This is a genomic window from Pseudonocardia oceani (assembly GCF_019263585.2).
In the GTDB taxonomy this organism is placed as follows: domain Bacteria; phylum Actinomycetota; class Actinomycetes; order Mycobacteriales; family Pseudonocardiaceae; genus Pseudonocardia; species Pseudonocardia oceani.
On record NZ_JADQDF010000001.1, the window covers coordinates 316,770 to 336,000 of the forward strand.

A 19,231-nucleotide genomic window follows, 5' to 3' on the forward strand; every position below is an offset into this window, starting at 1 on the left:
GCGTCAGCGAGGGAGAGCGGTGAGCGGGCTCCCCCGGGCCGGCGACCCGCTCGGGCCGGTCGGCCACCGGCCCGGCGCCGTCGAGCTGTTCCAGTACTCGGCGGTGCTGTGGAACTCCCACCGCATCCACTACGACGCCGACTACTGCCGCGACGTCGCCGGCCATCCCGCGGTCGTGGTGCCGGGCCCGCTGCAGGGCACCTACCTCGAGCAGCTGCTCACCGGGTGGGCCCGGCCGGGCCGGTTGGTCGAGCTCCGCTACCGCAACCGGGCGTCGGCCTACGTCGGCGAGGAGCTGCTCGCCCGCGGGCGCGTGCTCGAGGTCGGCGCCGACGGCCGGACGGTCCGCTGCGAGGTCTGGCTGGCCACCGCCGACGGGCGCACCACCACCACCGGTGAGGGGACGGTCGAGCTCGGATGGACCTGACCCCCGCCAAGGACGCCTGGCAGCGCGAGGTGCGCGACGTCCTGCTGGAGCACCTGACCCCCGAGCTGCGTGCCGCGCTGCCCGGCTGGCGGGAGACCGCGCCCGTCGACCGTCACCCGGCCGTCCGCCGGCTCCTGGAGACGATGGCCGCGCGCGGCTGGTTCGGGATCGGGGTCCCGGCGGAGTACGGCGGCCAGGGCCGCTCCGCGGTCGAGCAGTTCCTGTTCTTCGAGGCGTGCGACTACCTCGGCACGCCGCACCCGGACCTGATGACCACCGTGTCGGTCGGGCCGACGATCGCCCGCGCCGGCACCGACGAGCAGCGCCGGCGCTGGCTGCCGGGCATCGTCTCCGGCGGGGTGGAGTTCGCGCTGGGCTACTCCGAGGACGCCGCGGGCACCGACCTCGCGAACCTGCGGTGCCGCGCGGTGCGCGACGGCGACCACTGGGTGGTCGACGGCCACAAGCTGTGGAACACCGGGGCACACCACGCCACCCACGAGTGGCTGGCCTGCCGCACCGACCCCGACGCACCGCGGCACCGCGGGATCAGCATCCTCGCCGTGCCGCTCGACTCGCCGGGCATCACCGTGCGGGCGCTGCCCACCTGGGGCGGGCTGCGCACCAACGAGGTGACCTTCACCGGGGTCCGGGTGCCGGCCGACCACCTGATCGGCGAGGCCGGGCAGGGCTGGGCCCACATCACCACCGCGCTCGCCCTGGAGCGCGTCGGCATCGCCGGCGTCGGCACGCTGCGCCGCCTGTTCGACGGCCTCGTCGCCGAGCTGGGCGCGGGCGCCGGGCCGGACGGCGCCGCCGCGGTCCGGCTCGCCGAGCTGGAGACCCGGGTCCGCGCCGTGCGCCTGCTCGCCCTGCGCACGCTGGGCGAGATCGACGCCGGCCGGCTGTCGGACGCCGACGCCGCGATGCTCAAGGTCGCCGCCACCGAGCTGGTGGCCGAGCTGTCCGACGCCGCGCTGGAGATGTGCGGGGAACGCTCCCGGCTGGCCACGGGCGAGCCGGGGTCGCCGCTGGGCGGGTTCGCCGAGCTGACTTACCGGCGGGCTCCCTACCTGCGCTTCGGCGGCGGCACCAACGAGGTGCAGCGCACGATGGTCGCGCAGCGCCGCTACGGCCTGCCCACCTCGGCGCGCTCCGCGCCCGCCCCCGTCGGGCGCGCCGGGCGCCGGGCGGGAGAGAGCTCCGAGCACCGCGCGCTGCGCGGGTCGACGGCGGCGTTCCTGCGCGACCACGTCGACCCGCGCCGCCTGGCCCGCGGCGACGCCGGTCACCGCGACGCGCTGTGGACGGCCGTCTGCGGGCAGGGCTGGCCGGTGCTGGCCGTGCCGCAGGTGTACGGCGGCGCCGGGGCCGCGCCGGCGGACCTCGCCGTCGTGCTCGCGGAGGCCGCGCGGGCCGCGCTGCCCAGCACCCTGCGCTCCACCGCCGCGGCGGCACTGGCCCTGGCCCTGGCCGGCTCGGCCGAGCAGCGGCGGCGGTGGCTGCCCCGGCTCGCGACCGGCGCCGCCACCGTCGCCGCACCGCCGGAGCTGCTGATGCTGCGCGCAGCGCGCGGTGCGGGCACGGACGGCGCGGGGTACCGGCTCGACGGCGACCTGCACCGCCTGGACGACGCCACGCCGGGTGCGGTCGTGGTGGCCGTCGCCGTCGACGACACGGGTGCGACCCGGCTGGTCGCCGTGGACACCGCGTCCGACGGGGTCACCGTAACGCCGCTGCGGTCGGTCTCCGGCGAGCCGCTCGGCGCCGTCGCGTGCACCGCGGTGGCAATCGGGACCGCGGACGTCTCCGCGCCCCTGCGCCCGCACCGGGTCGACGACGTCGCCGACGTGTGCGCGCTGCTGGCCGCCGTCGAGCTGGTCGGGCTCGGCGAGGAGCTGCTGGAGCGCACGGTCGCCCACGTCACCACGCGCGAGCAGTTCGGCCGCCCGATCGGCACGTTCCAGGCGGTGGCCCACCACGTCGCCGACATGGGCTCGGCGCTGGAGTGCGCGCGGATGCTGGTCGACGCCGCGCTCGCCGACCTCGGCGCCGGACGCCCGGCCCGGCGGTCGGCCGCGGCGGCGAAGGCCCGCGCCGGGCGCGCCGCGACCGCGATCAGCAGGCTCGCCCACCAGCTGCACGGCGCCATCGGCTACGTGACCGAGTCCGACCTGCACCTCTACTCGCGCCGCGCGACCGCCGTCGCGCTGTCGGCCGGTACGGCGTCCGAGCACCTGGCGTTCCTCGCCCGGCGCTACCGGGCCGACCGGCCGGGCACCCTGGGTCTCGACGCCCTCGACTCCCCCGACCGCTCGGTCGACCTGTCCCGACGCTCCGACGGAGGCACCATGTTCCCCGACCAGAAACCTCGTCGCGAAGCCTCGACCGAGCGCCGCGAGGCAGGGCAGTGAGCGTCACCCTCGACCGCGACGGCGCGGTCGCCGTCCTGACCCTGAACAAGCCCGAGAAGCTCAACGCGCTCGACCACGCGATGCGCAGCGAGCTCGCGGAGCGGGCCGCGCAGGTGCAGTCGGACCCCGCGGTGCGGGCGGTGGTGCTCACCGGCGCCGGACGTGCCTTCTGCGCGGGCGGCGACATCGCCGCGATGGGCGAGAGACCCGACGCCGGAGCCGCCCGCACCTGGATGCGCAGCGCGAACGCCGCCACCCTCGCCCTGCTGGCCATCGAGAAGCCGCTGATCGTCGCCGTGAACGGGGTGGCCGCCGGGGTCGGCTTCTCGATCACCCTCACCGGCGACGTGCGGCTCGCCGCGCAGGGTTCGCGCATGATCGCCAGCTTCGCCAACGTGGGGCTGGTGCCCGACGGGGGCGGACTGTGGCTGCTGTCGAGGATGGTCGGGCTGCACCGGGCCAAGGAGATGTTCCTGTTCGCCGAGACGCTCGACGCGACACGGGCGCAGCGGCTCGGCCTGGTGCGCGAGATCCACCCGCCGGAGGAGCTGTCGGCTGCGGCGATGGCCATGGCGCACCGCTTCGCCGAAGGCCCGACCCGCGCGTTCGGTCTGGGCAAGGCGCTGGCCCACCGGTCGGTCAGCGGCGACCTGGAGACCTACCTCGAGCTGGAGATCGCCCACCAGACCCTCGCGATGGGCTCCGCCGATCACCAGGAGGGGGTCACGGCGTTCCAGGAGAAGCGGGCCCCCCGGTTCCCCGGCCGTTGAGGGCCGGTGCCGGCGGACGGGACCGCCGCATGGCTCTTGACCCACCCCGCATCGGGTGTAATTCTCATGACTGATAGGTCGAACTAACTCGCCGGATCGGGGGGGACGTGGCGGACATCGAGGTTCGACCCGACGGCGTCCGGGTCACCGCCCGGGCCGGCGAGACGGTGCTCGCGGCGCTGTTCCGCTCCGGGTACGGCTACCGCGTCGGTTGCCGGCGCGGCGGCTGCGCGCTGTGCAAGGTCGACCTCGTCGAGGGCGAGGTCGACTACCCGGCCGTCGTCGCCGACACCGTCCTCACCGACGAGGAGCGCCGCGGCGGCACCTGCCTGACCTGCCGGGCCGTCCCGCGCGACGACGTGGTGGTCCGGCTGCGCGACGAGCGGCTGCGGGTCGTCCTGCCGTTCCTGCACGCCGCGGCGGCCCGGCGGACCCGCGGCGGGCCCCCCACCACCTGATCTCCACCACCACCACGCGACGAGGAGCACCGACATGGCCGTCATGCGACTGGGGTACGTGCATCTACGGGTCACCGACGTCGAGGAGGCCAAGTCCCACTACGGCGACACCCTCGGGATGCGGCTGACCGCCGAGCAGGACGGCAAGCTCTACTTCAAGGCCTGGGACGAGTGGGACCACCACTCCGTGGTCGTCGAGCCCGGTGGCGTCGGGCTGGCCAAGCTGGGCTACAAGGTCGCCCGCTCCGAGGACCTCGACGTCTACGAGAAGCGGGCCCAGGCCTTCGGCTGCATCACCGAGCGGATGAGCGCCGGCGACAACCTGGCCGTCGGCGACGGGGTCCGCATCGTGATGCCGAGCGAGCACGTCATGGAGCTCTACTCCGACACCGAGTGCGTGGGCACGGAGGTGGGCGCGCTGAACCCGGCCCCGTTCCCCCGGCACCTCGTCGGCGTGGGCGTTCCCCGGATCGATCACGCCGCCATCACGGCCGAGGACCCGGTGACGCTGGAACGCTATTTCGCGGAGGTGCTCGACTTCCGCGCGGTGGAGCGCCTGGTCACCGACCAGAGCGACGACGGCGCGCTGATCGGGTCCTGGATGTCGTGCTCCAACACACCGCACGACATCGCGTTCCTGCAGGGTCCCAACGGCAAGCTGCACCACTTCGCGTACCTGCTGGAGGACTGGAGCGCCATCCGGCACGCCGGCGACCTGTTCTCGATGGACGACGTGCCGGTGGACGCCGGCCCGACCAGGCACGGCATCACCCGCGGCCAGACGATCTACTTCTTCGACCCGGCCGGGAACCGCAACGAGGTGTTCTCCGGCGGCTACCTGGTCTACCCCGACTTCCCGACGATCACCTGGACGGCGGACAAGCTCGCGCAAGGGATCTTCTACATCGGCCGGGAGGTCAAGGACACCTTCGTATCGGCGCTGACGTGAGCGCCGGCACCGACGCCGCCACCGGCGTCCCGTACGCCGAGCTGGTCCAGGCCGACCGGGTGCACTCCCGGCTCTACACCGACCCGCAGGTCTTCGCCGACGAGATGGACCGGATCTTCCACTCCGGGTGGGTGTACGTCGCCCACACCAGCGAGGTCGGGCAGCCCGGCGACTACGTCCTCAAGACCATCGGGACCCAGCCGGTGATCGTGAGCCGCGACGCCGACGGCGACGTGCACGTGCTGTTCAACCGGTGCAGCCACCTGGCGAACCTGCTCTGCCACGACCCCAGGGGCAACTCCTCGTCGTTCCGCTGCCCGTACCACGGGTGGACCTTCCGCAACGACGGCGACCTCGTCGGGGTGCCGTTCCGTCCGGGCTACGGCCCCGACTTCGCCCGCGCCGACCACGGCCTGGCCCGGCCGGCGCACACGCAGGAGTACCGCGGCTTCCTGTTCGCCAGCGTCGCCGCCGACGTCCCTGCACTCGCGGAGTTCCTCGGGCCGGCCCGGGAGACCATCGACCGGCTCTGCGAGCTCTCCCCCGAAGGCGAGATCGAGCTGACCGCGGGATGGCTGCACCACCGCACCGAGACCAACTGGAAGATCGCCTTCGAGAACGAGATCGACGCCTACCACGGCAACTTCGTGCACCGGTCGCTGACGATGATGGGCAACTGGTCGCTCGTCGCCGACGCCGACGTCACCAGCGAGAAGGCCCTGTCCCAGACCCGCTACCTCGGCAACGGGCACACGGACATGGACTGGCGCCCGCAGTTCCGCAAGGTCGGGCGCAAGTACCTCTGGCTCGGCGCCACCGCCGAGGAGAAGCTGGCGGACTACGCCGGGGCGCTCGCCCGGCGGCACGGACGCGAGCACGCCGACGAGCTGCTCGTCGACGGCCCGCCGCACACGATGATCTTCCCCAACCTGTTCATCGCCGAGCTGTTCATCCTGGTCATCGAGCCGCTCGCGGCCGGCGGCACGATCCAGCACCAGGCCCCGATCCGCTGGAAGGGCGCCGACCAGCTCAACCGCCGCGCCTTCCAGCTGACCGGCGGGTCGATCGGCCCGGCCGGCATGGTCATCGCCGACGACAGCGCGATGTACGAGCGGAACTTCCGCGGGATGGCCGCGCAGCGACCGGAGTGGCTGCTGCGCAGCCGCGGGCTGCACCGGGAGCAGACCCTGCCCGACGGCGTCGAGGTCTCCCACGCCACCGACGACACCAGCCACCGCGCGTTCTGGCGGAACTACCTGCGTCTGATGACCGGTGGGGGGTCGGGCCGGTGATGCTGTCCAACGAGTTCGCCGCCGTCGAGGTGGAGCTCGACGAGACCGGCCACGGCGCCCGGCTGAGGGTCCGCGACCTGCTGCGCGGCGGCGCGGCGGTGTACCTCGACCCGATGCAGCTCGAGGCGCTGGTGTGGGCCGACCCGGCGGAGCTGGCCCGGTTGAGCGACCCGGACCGGATCATCGCCCGCACCGAGCGGGCCGCCGACGGGCCGGGCCGGCGGTGACCGGCGTGCCGAGCGCGGCGGACGCCGCGGGGCCGGTGCTGGCCGGGGAGCTGCTGGCCGGCTGGGCGCGCCGGGCCCCGCACAAGCCCGCCGTGCGCGAGGACGGCCGCACGCTGACCTGGGCCGAGCTCGACGCGCAGGTCACCGCGCTCGCGTCGGGGATGGCGGCGTCCGGTGTCGGGCCGGGAGACGCGGTCGGGATGCTGGCGCTCGACCGGCTCGAGGTGTTCGTGCACTACCTGGCCTGCCTGCGTCTCGGCGCGGTCCGGGTGGGGATCAACGCCCGCTTCGCCGCCCGGGAGGTGCTGCACGTCGTGCGCGACTGCGAGGCCCGGATGGTGGTGGTCGAAGCCGGGCTGGCGCACCTGCTCGGCGGCGAGGAGCGCGCCCTGCGCGCGGAGGGCAGGCTGCTGGTCTCGCTGACCCCCGGGGACCCGGCCGCACCGTGCCTCGCAGGCTACGACTCCTCCTTCGGCGAGCTGTGCGCCGGTCCGGCCGTGGACCTCCCCGCGCCGCGCCCCGGCGACGTGGCGCTGATCAGCTACACCTCGGGCACCACCGGCCTGCCCAAGGGCGTGCTCGTGAGCCAGGCCGCCGTCGGCACGGTCCTGGTGCACACGGTCCTGATGATCGGCCTGGGCCCGGACGACGTGTGGTTCCAGGCCACCTCGCTGGCCTGGATCGCGAGCCTGCTCGCGCTGCTCGGGCTGGTGAACGGGATGACGGTCGTGCTGCCCGGCGGGCCGGGCGGCTTCGACGCCGGGCACTTCCTGCGCGCCGTGGGACGGCACCGGGTCACCGGCACGGTGCTGGCCCCGGTGATGATCCGCCGCGTGCTCGACGAGCTCGACGCCGGTGCCGGTGCCGGGGACGGGGACGGGGACGGCCACGACCTGTCGAGTTTCCGCACGCTCGTCTACGGCTCCTCGCCCGCTCCCCCGGCACTGCTGCACCGGGTGCACGCGGCGCTCCCCGCGACGGCACTGGTACAGCTCTACGGCATCACGGAGTGCTCGGGCGGCTGGGTCAGCGTGCTCACCCACGCCGACCACCTGCGTGGGCTCGCGGGCGAGCCGGAGCTGCTGGCATCGTGCGGGCGGCCGGGACCGTGGGTCGACGTCGCGGTGACCGACGACGACGGCCGCGAGGTGGCCCGGGGCGAGCGCGGCGAGGTACGGCTGCGGTCCCCGATGAACTGCCTGGGCTACCACCGGCTCCCCGAGCTCACCGCCGGGCTGCTGGACGGTGCCTGGATCCGCACCCACGACATCGGCCGGATGGACGACGAGGGCTACCTCTACCTCACCGACCGCAAGGACTTCATGATCATTACCGGGGGGATGAACGTGTACCCGAGCGTGGTGGAGAACGTGCTGGCCCAGCACCCCGACGTGGCCGACGTCGCGGTGGTCGGCGCCGCCCACGAGGAGTGGGGCGAGGCCGTCGTCGCGATGGTCGAGCCCCGCCGGGGCGCCACCCCGGACCCGGCCGGCCTGGTGTCGTTCTGCCGGGAGCGCCTCGGCGCCTACCAGGTGCCCAAGCACGTCGCGGTCGTCGACGCGCTCCCCCGCGGCGTCACCGGCAAGGTGCTCAAGCCGACGATCATCGCCGAGCTGGCGGAGCATCCCGAGCGGCTCCCCTGGCACCGCACCGCCTCCGGCGCGGTGGGGACGCGATGACCGGCTCGGTGCTCGAGGTCTCGCAGGACGCGGTGCAGGCGTTCGTCTACCGGGAGGCCCGGCTGCTCGACGAGCGCCGCTACGACGACTGGCTGGGGCTGTGGGCGGGTGACCGCGACGTCCTGTACTGGGTCCCCGCCGGGGACGACCACGACGGGGCCGGCGTCATCTCCTACGTCCACGACAACGGCAGGCGGCTCAACACCAGGGTGCGGCAGCTGCTGACCGGTGAGCGCTACTCGCAGGTGCCGTTCTCGCGGACGGCGCGCATCGTCTCGGGTGTCGAGCGCGAACAGGCGGGGCCGGGCGCCGTCACCGTGCACGCCGCCTTCGCGCTGCACGAGTTCCGGATGGACCGCACGCACGTCTGGGCCGGGCGGCTCGAGTTCGACCTGGTGGACCCCGCCGGTGACGGCACGCTGCGGATGACGCGCAAGAAGGTGCTGCTCGTGGACCGCGCCGGAGCCGTCCCGTCGATGGCCTTCCTGCTCTGAGACCGCCCGGCGAGCAGCCGCCCCGACCCGAGAGGGAGCACGTGCGCAACGACCCGGCCCTGGCGGCCGTCACCGAGATCCGGCCCGGCCGCTACCCCGAGCTCGACGAGCTCGCCCTGCACTCAGCGGTGATCTCCGCGTTCCTCGACCAGTGGGACGTCCGCCCCGGTGACATCGACGGGGTGCTGGCCGCACCGACCGGGGTGCTCACCGAGGGCGGCGCGGACGTCGCGGTGCACGAGAAGGTCGCCGACGAGCTGGGCATCCGGCCGCGGTTCTCCCAGACGATGTACGCCGGCGGCGCGGGCTACGCGCTGATGGTCGCCCGCGCCGCGGAGGCCATCGCGGCCGGGCGCGCCGACGCCGTGCTGTGCATCTCCGCCGGCAAGTTCCCCAAGGTGGGTGCGGCCAGCGGCGAGAAGATCGCCAAGTTCGTCAGCCATCCCGAGTTCGAGTACCCCTACGGGACCTACATCCCGGTGCTCTACGCGCTGTTCGCGCAGCGCTGGATGGCCGAGACCGGCGCCACCGGGGAGGACCTGGCGGCGGTGGCGGTGGCCCAGCGGCAGTGGGCGCTGCTGCACCCGGACGCCTTCATGCGCGACAAGGGCCCGCTGACCATCGCCGACGTGCTGGGATCGCGGATGGTGGCGAGCCCGTTCCACCTCTACGACTGCTCGGTGCCGCTGGAGGGTGGTGCCGCCCTGCTGGTGACCAGCGGGGAGCGGGCGCGCGCGGTCAACGAGCGCCCCGCCTACCTGCTGGGCTACGGGGAGGTGCACATGGAGGGTGCGGTCAGCATGCGGTCCACCTTCGACACCGGTGGCGCGACGGACGCGGCCCGGCAGGCCTTCGCGATGTCCGGGCTGGCGCCCTCAGAGATCGACGTCGCCCAGCTCTACGACTCCTTCTCCTCGAACCCGGTGATGTACCTGGAGGAGTGCGGTCTCGCCGGGCGGGGCAAGGCTCCGGAGCTCTACCGCAGCGGTGCCACCGCGCCCGGTGGGACGCTGCCGGTCAACACCTACGGAGGGCTGATGTCGTTCGGGCACACCGGGGACGCGTCCGGGATGAGCATGGTCGTCGAGGGGGCGCTGCAGGTGATGGGGCGCGCCGGGGACCGCCAGGTCCCGAGGACGTCCACGGCGCTCGTGCACACCCACGGCGGGATGCTCTCCGAGCACGCCACGCTGATCCTCGGCGACCGGGCGGAGTCCTGATGGCCCCCGCGAAGCCCGCCCCCGAACCCACCGCGCTGTCGGCGCCCTACTGGGCCGCGGCGGCCCGCGGTGAGCTGTCCGCACCGTGGTGTGAGCCGTGCGCAGACTGGGTGTTCCCGCCACGGCCGCGCTGCCCGCGCTGCGGCGGCTCCGAGATGGGCTGGCGTCCCCCGGCCACCACCGGTGAGGTCGTCACGTTCTCGGTGGTGCACCAGGCCGCCTACGAGGCCTACCGCGACGACCAGCCCTACGTGGTGGCGATCGTCGCCCTCGACGGCGGGCCCCAGCTGATGACCAACGTGGTGGACCTGCCCGACCCCGGTGCCGTCACGGTCGGGCAGCGGGTGGAGCTCACCTTCGAGGCGCGGTGCGAGGGCGTGCAGGTACCGCAGTTCCGCCCGGTGGGCTGAGCTCCTCAGTCGCCCTTCCCGGTCAGGAAGTCCAGCGCGAGCGCGTTGAAGACCTCGTGCTGCTCCCACTGCGGCCAGTGGCCCGCGTCCTTGATCACCTCGAACCGGGCGTCCGGCATCTTCTCGGCCATCGCCATCCCGGCGGCGGCCGGGCCGGACGGGTCGTCGCTGGTCCACACGACCATCGCGGGCCCGGCGACGGCGGCCAGCTCGGAGTCGGTGACCAGGTTGCGGGCGCGGATCTCGGGGTCCTGCAGGCACAGCAGGTGCCGCATCGACTCGGCGAACCCGGGACGGGCGTAGATCGTCCGGCGGATGTCGATCAGCTCCTCGGTGACCGAGGACGGGTCGGCCATCAGCCACTCCAGGCGGGCCCTGATCCGCTCGTGGCTGGGGTCGTCGGCAGCGGCCTGCGACAGGCTGCGGATCCGCTCCATCACCTCGGGGGTGGCCATCGTGCCGCCCGGGGTGTTGAGCAGCACCCGGCCGACGCGCCCCGGATGGGCGGCCGCGTACTTGAGCGCCAGCCAGCCGCCGAGCGACTCCCCCGACAGGTGGGCGCGCCCGACGCCCAGCGCGTCGAGCAGCCCGTCCAGATGCGCGACGTAGTCGGGCAGCTCCAGGTCGCGGGTGGCGTGGGTGGTCCACCCGTGCCCGGGGTACTCGTAGGCGATCACGCGGAAGTGCTGCGCGAGGGGCACTCGCCGACCTGCACGTAGCCGACGGTGAACGCGAGGCCCGCGAGCGCCGACCAGATCGACGGGCGGCTCATGTCGCGTCCGCCGGCGTCCGCGGCGCGGCGTCGTCGCGGTGGCACAGTGCGCTGCGCCGGGGGTCGGGTTCCATGGCGGCCTCTTCTCCGGGTGGGTGGCTAGACGGGGAGCGTGCGGGCCGTGGTGAGCCCGAATCCGGCGATCCATTCCGGGATCGCCTCGTAGAAGGAGGTGTCGACCCGATAGCGGCCGGCGGCACCGAGCGCGGCGTAGGCGGCGATCCAGGTGCGCACCTCGTGCGCGGAGTGCCCGCCGTTCGCGGCGAACCAGTCGTTCGGCCGGGCGTCGATGCTCTCCAGGTCGCCACCGGCGAGCAGTGCCATCAGATCGGCGTCCCACCCGGGGTTGAGCGGCAGCAGATGCGAGTCGCCGGCGGCGAAGGCGGCGACGGCCCGCACCACCCCGGACTCTCTGGCCGCCCGCACCTCGGGCGCCGGGTCGCGCCCGGCTATCAGCCGCTCGGCGATCTCGGGCGGCGCGTCCTGGATGCGGGGAACCGGCGGATCGTGCGACAGACCACCGGAGCCCATGATCAGTACGCGTCTGCCGAGGGCCTGCGCGGCGCGCCCGACCGCGGCACCCAGCAGGCGCGCCCGCGTCACCGGGCCCAGCGGCTCGGCCACACAGTTGACGAACACCGGCACGACCGGGACGGCGTCGATCGCGCCGAAGAGCAGGTGCAGCGGCTGGGTGAACCCGTGGTCGACCTGCATGCGTTCGGACACCGCCACGTCGATGCCGTCGGCGAGGACGGCAGCGGCGATCCGGCGGGCGGCAGCGGCGTCGACGGGCAGCGGCCCGGCGGGCAGGCCGTAGTCACCGACGACTCGGCGGCGGCAGCGATGCAGAACGGCGGCATGACCTCGTAGAAGAAGCCGTTGTAGTGGTCCGGCGCGAACAGGATCACGAGCTCCGGATCGGCGTCGCGGATGGCGGCACGCGCCTGGTCGAAGGCGGCCTCGACCCGTTCCCGGACACCGGCGCCCGGGTCGGCCCGGCCCATCAGCGGGGTGTGCGACGTCGTGCACAGGGACAGCGTCATCGGTGACTCCCGGCTTGCATTCTAGCGTGTCAACAGATCGTAGGCCCCGCCGGCCGAGGAGGACAAGGATCTCGCGGGGGCGCGACGCCGCCGCGTCCCGGCGCACCGAACGGCGGCCCCGGATAGGCTGGGGCGATGACCAGGAGCGGTGACGAGGGCGGCCGGCCCCGCTCGGTCACCGGCCCCGGCCGGCGACCGAGCGCGCAGGGCCTCGGCTCGCTGGTGTACGCCCAGATCAAGGACCGACTGCTCGACGGCGTCTTCCACGCGGGCCAACGGCTTCAGGTCGAGGCCCTGCGGACCGAGTTCGGGGTGAGCAAGCAGCCGGTCATGGAGGCGCTGAGGCGGCTCTCCGGCGAGGGCCTCGTCGAGATCATCCCGCAGGTCGGATGCCAGGTGTGCAGCTACCCGCAGCGGGAGGTCGACGACTTCTTCCGGCTCTTCGGCGCGATGGAGGGCACCATCGCCGAGATCGCCGCGAGCCGCCGCACCGACGCCCAGCTCACCCGGCTCGCCCGGATCGAGAGCCGGATCGGCGACCTGCGCGCGGTCACCGACCCCACCGAACGCAGCCGCGGCTACCGCACCCACAACCGCACCTTCCACGGCGTGGTCCACGAGATGGCCGGATCCCCCGTCATGGCCGCCACCAGCCGGCGGATGTGGGACCTCAGCGACTTCCTGATCAACACCCACGGGGCGCTCGCCCCGCTGTCGTCGGCGCTCGACCTGCGCCATGCCGACCACGAGCAGATCCTCGCCGCGCTCGGCGAGCGCGACGGCGCCGCGGCCCGCAAGGAGACCGAGGCCCACATCGTCGGCACCCTGGAGATCATCTGGGCGACGGGCACGCGGTCCCCCGACGACGTCGGGGACGCGGCCGGAGCCTGACACGCGGCGATGTCCGCCCCGCGTCCCCGACACCTCGCCGCCCGCGGGCCCGCGGGCCCGTCTCAGACAGCGGCGGTCCACTTCGCGGTGTCGAACTCGGGACGCAGGGTCGGCTCGAAGCGGTCGAGCTTGATGCCGATCTTCGGCAGGACCTGCTCCACCAGCAGCTCGTTGCTGCGCAGCATCTTGTCCAGCGGCGCGGGACCGATCCCCATCCAGAGCACGAGCAGCTCGATGCCGAACGCCTCGATGGCCTTCTCGAGGTTGCGGGCCACGGTGTCGACCGAGCCGGTGATCGAGAACCCGCGGTCGACCATGGCGCGGTAGTCGTTGGGCACCGGCCCTTCCTCGCCCGGGCGGCGCAGGGCCTCGTTGAACCCGAAGTGGTCGTGCCAGGTCGGCCAGATGAACCCCAGCGCGTCCCGGCCGATGGCGAAGGCCTCCTCGTCGGTGTCGGCCACCACGACCTCGCGGAAGTGCCCGACGTTGCGCCCCCAGCCGATCGCCGGATCCCGCAGCTTCGCCTCCTCGTGGTAGGCGTCCAGGCACATCTTGACCGTCTCCTCGATCGGACTGAAGATGATCGGCCAGCCGCCCTCGCGTGCCGCCCACCGGAGGGTGTTGGGGCTGAGCGTGAACGGCACCACCAGCTCGATGGTCGACGGGTCCTGCAGCGTGTTGGGCGCGATCCCGATCTTCTGGACGGTGCCGTCGGCGCCCACCGTGGACGGTGCCATCTCCCGCGTCCCCGGGTGGTCCCACGTGATACCGCGCGGCGGCACCTGCCAGTGCGTGCCGTGGAAGGAGAACTCGCGGTTCTCCCACAGCCCGCGCACGACCTGGTAGGCCTCCTCGAAGAGCTCGCGGTTCTGGGCGTCGTGCTCGGCGTACTGCGGGTCGGTCGCATAGGTCGCGACGGCGCCGTTCTTCTGCCCGACGGTCGTGACGTGCCGGCTCTGGTAGCCGCGGGCGAAGCCGGCGATCATCCGGCCGCCGCTGAAGTGGTCGAGCATCGCGAGGTCCTCGGCGACCAGCACGGGATTGCGGGCCGGGAGCACGGTGGCCATCTGCGCGATGCGCAACCGCGTGGTCAACCCGGCCGCCCAGGCACCGAGCAGGATCGGGTTGTTCGACATCTCGAGGCCCTCGAGATGGAAGTGGTGTTCGGAGAACGCCGCGAAATCGAAGCCGAGGTCGTCGAGCTGGCGCAGCACGGCGCCGTTCTCGAACAGCGCCCGCTGGTAGAAGTTCGGGTTCGCCCCAACGTAGCCCTGCCTGAACTGCTCCGGGGTCGCCGCCGCACTGGGCAGCAGGAACGATGCCAACCGCATTCTCGGACACCTTTCGACGCCTGCGAGGCCCCCATTGGCCTCCTAGCATGCTTGCATGCAACTCGCCGGGGCAGGTCGTTGTCAAGGCCGCCTTGCCCCGCGACAGGGCGCCAGCTACGGTCGTCGGCACGCTAGCATTCCAGTTCCCGCGAGAGGGGCGACGATGCCCGTACGCACCGGTGCGCAGTACGTCGAGAACCTGCAGAAACACCCCCGGGAGGTGTGGCTCCGGGGCAAGCGCGTCGAGGACGTCACCACGCATCCCGCGCTGCGCCGGCCGATCGAGCAGATCGCCGGGCTCTACGACCTGCAGCACGATCCCGAGCTCGCCCCGGTGCTCACCGGGGAGGGTCCGGACGGCTCGCGGGTCGGCCGCGCGTTCCTCCCCTGCCGCACGCCCGCGGACCTGCGCGCGCGGCGCGAGGCGTTCCGCGCCTGGGCCGAACCCACCCTCGGCCTGATGGGACGCTCACCCGACTTCCTCAACACCACGCTGATGGCCTTCGCCGAGTCACCCGGCGTGTTCGCCGAGCTCGGGCCACGCTTCGCGGACAACATCCGGCGCTACCACGAGCACGTCCGGGACCACGACCTGTTCCTCACCCACGCGTTGATCACCCCGCAGGTCGACCGCTCGAAGGGGTCATCGGAGCAGCAGGAGCAGTTCCTGCACATGGGCGTGGTGTCGACGTCCGAGGAGGGCCTGGTCGTCCGGGGCGCCCGGATGCTCGCGACGCTCGCCCCGATGGCCGACGAGCTGCTCGTCTACAGCCTGCCCGGCCTGCGTCCCGGGGACGAGAAGCACGCCGCGTGCTTCGCCGTGCCGATCGACGCCCCCGGCCTGCGGCTGATCTCCCGCACCCCGTTCGACGACGGCACCCGGCACCCCTTCGACCACCCGCTGTCCTCGCACTTCGAGGAGGCCGACTGCCTCGTCGTGTTCGACGACGTGCTCGTGCCGTGGGACCGCGTCTTCCTGCACGGCGACGTGGGGCTGGCCAACGCGCTCTACTCCGCGACGAACCTGCGCCAGCACACCGCGCACCAGACCGGCGTCCGCGGCCTGGTCAAGCTGCAGTTCATCACCGGGCTGGCCATGAAGCTCAGCCAGTCGGTCAAGATCGACGGGTTCCTGCACGTGCAGCAGAAGCTCGGCGAGTGCATCGCCGCCGTCGAGCAGGCGCACGCCCTGATCGTCGCGTCCGAGGCCGAGTACGAGACCACCGACGCCGGCACCGTCCGGCCCCGGTTCGACGCGCTGCAGACGCTGCGCGTGCTGCTGGCCACGCAGTACCCCAAGCTGGTCGAGGTGCTGCAGACCCTCGGCGCGGGCGGCCTGCTGATGATGCCGTCGGCCGAGGACTTCACCTCCCCCGTCGCCGACGACATCGCCCGCTACTACCGCGGCGCGGACCTGTCCGCGGTCGACCGGATCCGGCTCTACAAGCTCGCCTGGGACCTGTGCGGCGACGCGTTCGGCCAGCGGGCCGCACAGTACGAGCGCTACTACGCGGGCGACCCGGTGCGGCTGCTGGCCACGAACTACCTGGCCTACGACAAGTCCGAGTGCTTCCGCCTCGTCGACCGCGCCCTCGCACTGGCGGGCGACCCGGACACCCCGGCGCCGTGACACCGGCGACCGGGGTGGTGGACCCCGATCGCTTCCGCCGCGCGCTCGGCCGGTTCGCCACCGGCGTCACCGTGATCACGACGACCACCGCCGACGGACCGGTCGGCGCCACGGTGAGCGCGTTCTGCTCGCTCTCGCTCGACCCGCCCCTGGTGCTCGCCTGCCTGGGCCGTGAACGGTCGATGCACCGGGCCCTGGCCGCGGCCCCCGGTTTCGGCGTCAGCATCCTGGCGTCGGACCAGGCTGCGGTGGCCCGCGGCTTCGCCCGGCCCGGGGACCGGTTCGCCGGCGTCGCGCACGCCCCCGGTCACCACGGCCCCCACCTGCGGGGCGCGATCGCCCACCTGGACTGCGCCGTGCACGACATCCGCGACGGCGGAGACCACGTGATCGTCATCGGCCGGGTCGACGCGCTGGCGGTGCACCCGGGCGACCCGTTGCTCTACGCCCGGGGCGCGTTCCTCGACCTCCCCGCACCCGGTGCAGAGCGCGCCTCCGCGACCGCCGTGCACGAGTGGCTGCTCTCCGCGCCCTGGTGAGCAGTCCCACGTCCACCCCGCGGACCAGCCCGGTCCCCGGCACCGCACCCACGGCCCCTGCCGCCGTGCGCCACCGACGCGTGATCGGGGCGAATCCGTAGTTCCCCCGGATGCCGGCCCGCCGCGACGCGGCCACACTGCCCGCAACGACACAGGAGGACGACCCATGACCGGCACACTGGCGGAGATCACCGCCGAGTCCACCTCACGCTTCGTGCAGGTCGACGAGCACCGCATCCACCTGCACGACACCGGCGCGCGCACCGCGGAGGCCGCCTCGCGCCCGCCGCTCGTCCTGCTGCACGGCGGCGGTCCCGGCGCGTCCGGGTGGAGCAACTTCTCCCAGAACGTCCCCGGTCTCGCCGAGCACTTCCGGGTCATCGTGCTCGACCAGCCCGGTTACGGACGTTCCGACAAGCCGATCGTCCAGGACGGCGTGTGGACCTTCAACGCCTACATCCTCAGCGGCGTGCTCGACGCCCTGGAGATCCCCAGCGTGCACCTCGTCGGCAACTCGCTCGGTGGTGGCACCTCGCTGCGCATGGCGCTGGACTACCCCGACCGGGTCGACCGGTTGATCCTCATGGGGCCGGCGGGCGGCACCCTCAACATCTTCTCCTCGGACCCGTCCGAGGGACTCAAGGTGCTGTTCGGCTTCTACGCACCCCCGGGGCCCAGCATCGAGAAGATGCAGCACCTCATCGATGTGATGACCTACGACTCGAGCAACGTTCCGCCGGGAGTGCTGGAGCAGCGCTACGCCGCCGCGACCGCACCGGACGCCGTGGAGTACGTGACCCGCCTGTTCGGGACGTTCGGGGCCAGGGGCGCGGGCGTGCCCGAGGAGCTCTGGCGCGATGTGCACCGCATCCCGCACAAGACCCTGCTCACCTGGGGCCGCGACGACCGGGTCCTGCCGCTCGACGGCGCGTTCTTCATGCTCAAGCGGATGCCCGATGCCCGGCTGCACGTCTTCCCCCGATGCGGGCACTGGGCCCAGCTCGAACACCAGGCCGAGTTCGACGCCCTGACGGTGTCGTTCCTCACCGGCCCCTGACGTGACCGCTACCGGGAGTCCTTCGATGAACGCCGCCGCACCGTCCCCGACGGTCACGCTGTGCCCCGCGGGCGACCTTCCCCCGGGCGCGGTCCGGGTCGCCGAGATCACCCCGCCGATCGCGGTGTTCAACGTCGACGGCGTGCTGTACGCGATCGACGACACGTGTTCGCACGCCCAGGCCTCCCTGGCCGACGGCGATGTCGACGGCTGTCACGTCGAGTGCCCGTTCCATGCCTCGGCGTTCGACCTGCGGACCGGGGAACCGGACGGTCTCCCGGCGAGCCTGCCGGTGCGGACGCACGCGGTGGAGGTCCGCGACGGCATGGTCGTCGTGCTGGTCGGCGTCTCGCCCGCGGGCCGGGCCGGCGAGCCGGGGACGTGAGGACCGGGGTCGCGTCCGTCGCGGTCGTCGGGGCCGGGCTGGCCGGGGCTACGGCCGTGCGCACCCTGCGCGAGCAGGGCTTCTCCGGCCGGGTCACGCTGATCGGCGGTGAGCCGCACCTTCCCTACGAACGCCCCCCGCTGTCGAAGGCGTACCTGACCGCCGGTGCGGCCCGCGAGACGCTGCAGGTCCACCCGCCCGAGTTCTACGCCGCGCACGACATCGAGGTCGTCCTGGGCCGGGCGGCCGCACGGCTGGTACCCGGCCGCGGCGTCGAGCTCGTCGACGGCACCGTTGCGGCCGCCGAGCGGGTGCTGCTGTGCACCGGCCTGCGACCACGGCGGCTGCCGGTCTCCGGTGCGGCGCTGACCGGGGTGCTCGGCGTACGCGACCTGGAGGACGCCGAACGGCTGCGGGACGCCGTCGCTCGTGGCGGCCGCACCGTCGTCGTCGGCGAGGGTTTCGTCGGCTCGGAGGTCGCCGCCACGCTCGCCGGGCTGGGCGCCGAGGTCACCCTGCTGATGGGTACCGGTCTGCCGGTGCAGCCCGCCCTCGGCCCGGAGGCCGGCGCATGGCTGCTGGCCCGACACCGGGCGAGCGGCATCGACGTGCGCGAGCGGTCGCCGATCCGGGCGATCCTGGGAGCCGGGCAGGTCGAGTCCGTCGAGCTTGCGGACGGGACCGTCCTGCCGGCCGACACCGTCGTGATCGCCGTCGGCTCCGCCCCGAACGCCGACCTCGCCGCCGACGCGGGGATCCGGGTCCAGGACGGGGTGCTCGTCGACGAGCGAGGGCGTACGTCGCATCCCGGCGTGTACGCCGCCGGTGACGTGGCCCGGTTCCCGAGCGCCACGTTCGGCGGCACGCTCCGGGTAGAGCACTGGCAGCACGCCCAACAGCACGCGGCCGGTGCCGCACGGGCCGTGCTCGGCGGCACGGAGGCCTACGACCGCGTCCCCTGGGCCTGGTCGGAGCAGCACGGACATCGCTTCGAGATCGCCGGGCTGCCGTGGTCCGGCGGCGTCGTGCGTCGACGCGGGGACCCGGACAGTGCCGAGGGCGCCCTCTGGATCACGGTTCGTGACGGGCGGGTCGTCGGCGCGGTGTCGGTGAACCGGCGGCGGGAGCTGCGGGCGGTGCTGCGGGCGCTCGGCCGCGGCCCGGTGACCGTCGACGAGCACGCGCTGCTCGACCCGGACGCCGACCTGCCGAGCCTGCTGACCCGGCCGGCGACCACCTGAAC

General features: G+C 73.5%; 20 protein-coding genes and 1 pseudogene. 17 read left to right on the forward strand and 4 right to left on the reverse strand.

Annotated elements, in window-relative coordinates:
- Nucleotides 1–19 precede the first annotated feature (19 nt).
- The 11 genes from I4I82_RS01510 to I4I82_RS01560 all read left to right on the forward strand — a co-directional run bounded on the left by I4I82_RS01510 (nt 20) and on the right by I4I82_RS01560 (nt 10,340).
- Nucleotides 20–427, forward strand: a complete 408-nt coding sequence (locus I4I82_RS01510; protein ID WP_218588728.1) for an HTD2 family dehydratase — start codon at nt 20–22, stop codon at nt 425–427.
- Nucleotides 418–2,841: an acyl-CoA dehydrogenase family protein gene (locus I4I82_RS01515; protein WP_218588727.1), complete on the forward strand. Its 2,424-nt coding sequence runs from the start codon at nt 418–420 to the stop codon at nt 2,839–2,841. The genes I4I82_RS01510 and I4I82_RS01515 overlap by 10 nt, the downstream gene beginning before the upstream one ends.
- On the forward strand, nt 2,838–3,611 hold the full coding sequence (locus I4I82_RS01520) for an enoyl-CoA hydratase/isomerase family protein (protein ID WP_218588726.1): 774 nt from the start codon (nt 2,838–2,840) through the stop codon (nt 3,609–3,611). Before I4I82_RS01515 ends, I4I82_RS01520 begins: the two co-directional genes overlap by 4 nt.
- 107 nt (nt 3,612–3,718) lie before the next feature.
- Complete coding sequence (locus tag I4I82_RS01525; protein WP_218588725.1) at nt 3,719–4,069, forward strand: 2Fe-2S iron-sulfur cluster-binding protein; 351 nt, start codon at nt 3,719–3,721, stop codon at nt 4,067–4,069.
- A gap of 34 nt (nt 4,070–4,103) precedes the next feature.
- The gene (locus I4I82_RS01530; RefSeq protein ID WP_218588724.1) at nt 4,104–5,018 is read left to right on the forward strand and encodes a catechol 2,3-dioxygenase; all 915 of its coding nucleotides are present in this window, start codon (nt 4,104–4,106) and stop codon (nt 5,016–5,018) included.
- The gene (locus I4I82_RS01535) at nt 5,015–6,310 is read left to right on the forward strand and encodes an aromatic ring-hydroxylating oxygenase subunit alpha (RefSeq protein WP_226369820.1); all 1,296 of its coding nucleotides are present in this window, start codon (nt 5,015–5,017) and stop codon (nt 6,308–6,310) included. Before I4I82_RS01530 ends, I4I82_RS01535 begins: the two co-directional genes overlap by 4 nt.
- Complete coding sequence (locus I4I82_RS01540; RefSeq protein ID WP_218588723.1) at nt 6,307–6,537, forward strand: hypothetical protein; 231 nt, start codon at nt 6,307–6,309, stop codon at nt 6,535–6,537. Before I4I82_RS01535 ends, I4I82_RS01540 begins: the two co-directional genes overlap by 4 nt.
- 5 nt (nt 6,538–6,542) lie before the next feature.
- Nucleotides 6,543–8,216, forward strand: coding sequence for a class I adenylate-forming enzyme family protein (locus I4I82_RS01545; protein ID WP_218588722.1), 1,674 nt, complete (start codon nt 6,543–6,545; stop codon nt 8,214–8,216).
- On the forward strand, nt 8,213–8,710 hold the full coding sequence (locus I4I82_RS01550; protein WP_218588721.1) for an aromatic-ring-hydroxylating dioxygenase subunit beta: 498 nt from the start codon (nt 8,213–8,215) through the stop codon (nt 8,708–8,710). The genes I4I82_RS01545 and I4I82_RS01550 overlap by 4 nt, the downstream gene beginning before the upstream one ends.
- Nucleotides 8,711–8,751: 41 nt before the next feature.
- Nucleotides 8,752–9,930 (forward strand): thiolase family protein, encoded by a 1,179-nt coding sequence (locus tag I4I82_RS01555; protein WP_218588720.1) that lies wholly within the window; start codon nt 8,752–8,754, stop codon nt 9,928–9,930.
- A complete protein-coding gene (locus tag I4I82_RS01560; protein WP_218588719.1) occupies nt 9,930–10,340 on the forward strand; it encodes a Zn-ribbon domain-containing OB-fold protein in 411 nt (136 codons plus the stop codon). The genes I4I82_RS01555 and I4I82_RS01560 overlap by 1 nt, the downstream gene beginning before the upstream one ends.
- 5 nt (nt 10,341–10,345) lie before the next feature.
- Here the strand turns inward: I4I82_RS01560 and I4I82_RS01565 are convergent, their stop codons facing one another.
- The 3 genes and pseudogenes from I4I82_RS01565 to mhpB all read right to left on the reverse strand — a co-directional run.
- Complete coding sequence (locus I4I82_RS01565) at nt 10,346–11,041, reverse strand: alpha/beta fold hydrolase (protein WP_226369821.1); 696 nt, start codon at nt 11,039–11,041, stop codon at nt 10,346–10,348.
- Nucleotides 11,042–11,211: 170 nt separating this feature from the next.
- On the reverse strand, nt 11,212–11,961 hold the full coding sequence (locus I4I82_RS01570) for a 3-carboxyethylcatechol 2,3-dioxygenase (protein ID WP_372451341.1): 750 nt from the start codon (nt 11,959–11,961) through the stop codon (nt 11,212–11,214).
- 32 nt (nt 11,962–11,993) lie between these two features.
- Nucleotides 11,994–12,155, reverse strand: a pseudogene (mhpB, locus tag I4I82_RS34825) (3-carboxyethylcatechol 2,3-dioxygenase); the annotation flags it as partial.
- 135 nt (nt 12,156–12,290) lie between these two features.
- On the opposite strand from mhpB, the gene I4I82_RS01575 reads away from it, so the two are divergent.
- Complete coding sequence (locus I4I82_RS01575) at nt 12,291–13,046, forward strand: GntR family transcriptional regulator (RefSeq protein ID WP_218588717.1); 756 nt, start codon at nt 12,291–12,293, stop codon at nt 13,044–13,046.
- Between the two features lie 62 nt (nt 13,047–13,108).
- On the opposite strand, the gene I4I82_RS01580 is transcribed toward I4I82_RS01575, so the two are convergent.
- Nucleotides 13,109–14,377, reverse strand: coding sequence for an LLM class flavin-dependent oxidoreductase (locus tag I4I82_RS01580; RefSeq protein ID WP_218588716.1), 1,269 nt, complete (start codon nt 14,375–14,377; stop codon nt 13,109–13,111).
- Nucleotides 14,378–14,540: 163 nt separating this feature from the next.
- On the opposite strand from I4I82_RS01580, the gene hpaB reads away from it, so the two are divergent.
- From hpaB to I4I82_RS01605, 5 genes are all read left to right on the forward strand, one after another.
- Nucleotides 14,541–16,007, forward strand: a complete 1,467-nt coding sequence (gene hpaB, locus I4I82_RS01585) for a 4-hydroxyphenylacetate 3-monooxygenase, oxygenase component (protein ID WP_218588715.1) — start codon at nt 14,541–14,543, stop codon at nt 16,005–16,007.
- Nucleotides 16,004–16,546: a flavin reductase family protein gene (locus I4I82_RS01590; RefSeq protein WP_218588714.1), complete on the forward strand. Its 543-nt coding sequence runs from the start codon at nt 16,004–16,006 to the stop codon at nt 16,544–16,546. The genes hpaB and I4I82_RS01590 overlap by 4 nt, the downstream gene beginning before the upstream one ends.
- A 166-nt stretch (nt 16,547–16,712) precedes the next feature.
- A complete protein-coding gene (gene hsaD / locus I4I82_RS01595) occupies nt 16,713–17,603 on the forward strand; it encodes a 4,5:9,10-diseco-3-hydroxy-5,9,17-trioxoandrosta-1(10),2-diene-4-oate hydrolase (RefSeq protein WP_218588713.1) in 891 nt (296 codons plus the stop codon).
- A gap of 25 nt (nt 17,604–17,628) precedes the next feature.
- Nucleotides 17,629–17,988 carry a bifunctional 3-phenylpropionate/cinnamic acid dioxygenase ferredoxin subunit gene (locus tag I4I82_RS01600; RefSeq protein WP_218588712.1) on the forward strand — a complete coding sequence of 120 codons (360 nt, stop codon included), beginning with the start codon at nt 17,629–17,631 and terminating at the stop codon, nt 17,986–17,988.
- The gene (locus tag I4I82_RS01605) at nt 17,985–19,229 is read left to right on the forward strand and encodes an NAD(P)/FAD-dependent oxidoreductase (protein ID WP_218588711.1); all 1,245 of its coding nucleotides are present in this window, start codon (nt 17,985–17,987) and stop codon (nt 19,227–19,229) included. Before I4I82_RS01600 ends, I4I82_RS01605 begins: the two co-directional genes overlap by 4 nt.
- The last annotated feature ends 2 nt before the right edge of the window (nt 19,230–19,231 follow it).

What these genes read in the sequence shown, in the direction of transcription:
- I4I82_RS01515 (WP_218588727.1), top strand. Translation starts at nt 418, where the DNA reads ATGGACCTGACCCCCGCCAAGGACGCCTGGCAGCGCGAGGTGCGCGAC.
- I4I82_RS01530 (WP_218588724.1), top strand. Translation starts at nt 4,104, where the DNA reads ATGGCCGTCATGCGACTGGGGTACGTGCATCTACGGGTCACCGACGTC.
- I4I82_RS01550 (WP_218588721.1), top strand. Translation starts at nt 8,213, where the DNA reads ATGACCGGCTCGGTGCTCGAGGTCTCGCAGGACGCGGTGCAGGCGTTC.
- I4I82_RS01560 (WP_218588719.1), top strand. Translation starts at nt 9,930, where the DNA reads ATGGCCCCCGCGAAGCCCGCCCCCGAACCCACCGCGCTGTCGGCGCCC.
- I4I82_RS01575 (WP_218588717.1), top strand. Translation starts at nt 12,291, where the DNA reads ATGACCAGGAGCGGTGACGAGGGCGGCCGGCCCCGCTCGGTCACCGGC.
- I4I82_RS01580 (WP_218588716.1), bottom strand. Translation starts at nt 14,377, where the DNA reads ATGCGGTTGGCATCGTTCCTGCTGCCCAGTGCGGCGGCGACCCCGGAG.
- hpaB (WP_218588715.1), top strand. Translation starts at nt 14,541, where the DNA reads ATGCCCGTACGCACCGGTGCGCAGTACGTCGAGAACCTGCAGAAACAC.
- hsaD (WP_218588713.1), top strand. Translation starts at nt 16,713, where the DNA reads ATGACCGGCACACTGGCGGAGATCACCGCCGAGTCCACCTCACGCTTC.
- I4I82_RS01600 (WP_218588712.1), top strand. Translation starts at nt 17,629, where the DNA reads ATGAACGCCGCCGCACCGTCCCCGACGGTCACGCTGTGCCCCGCGGGC.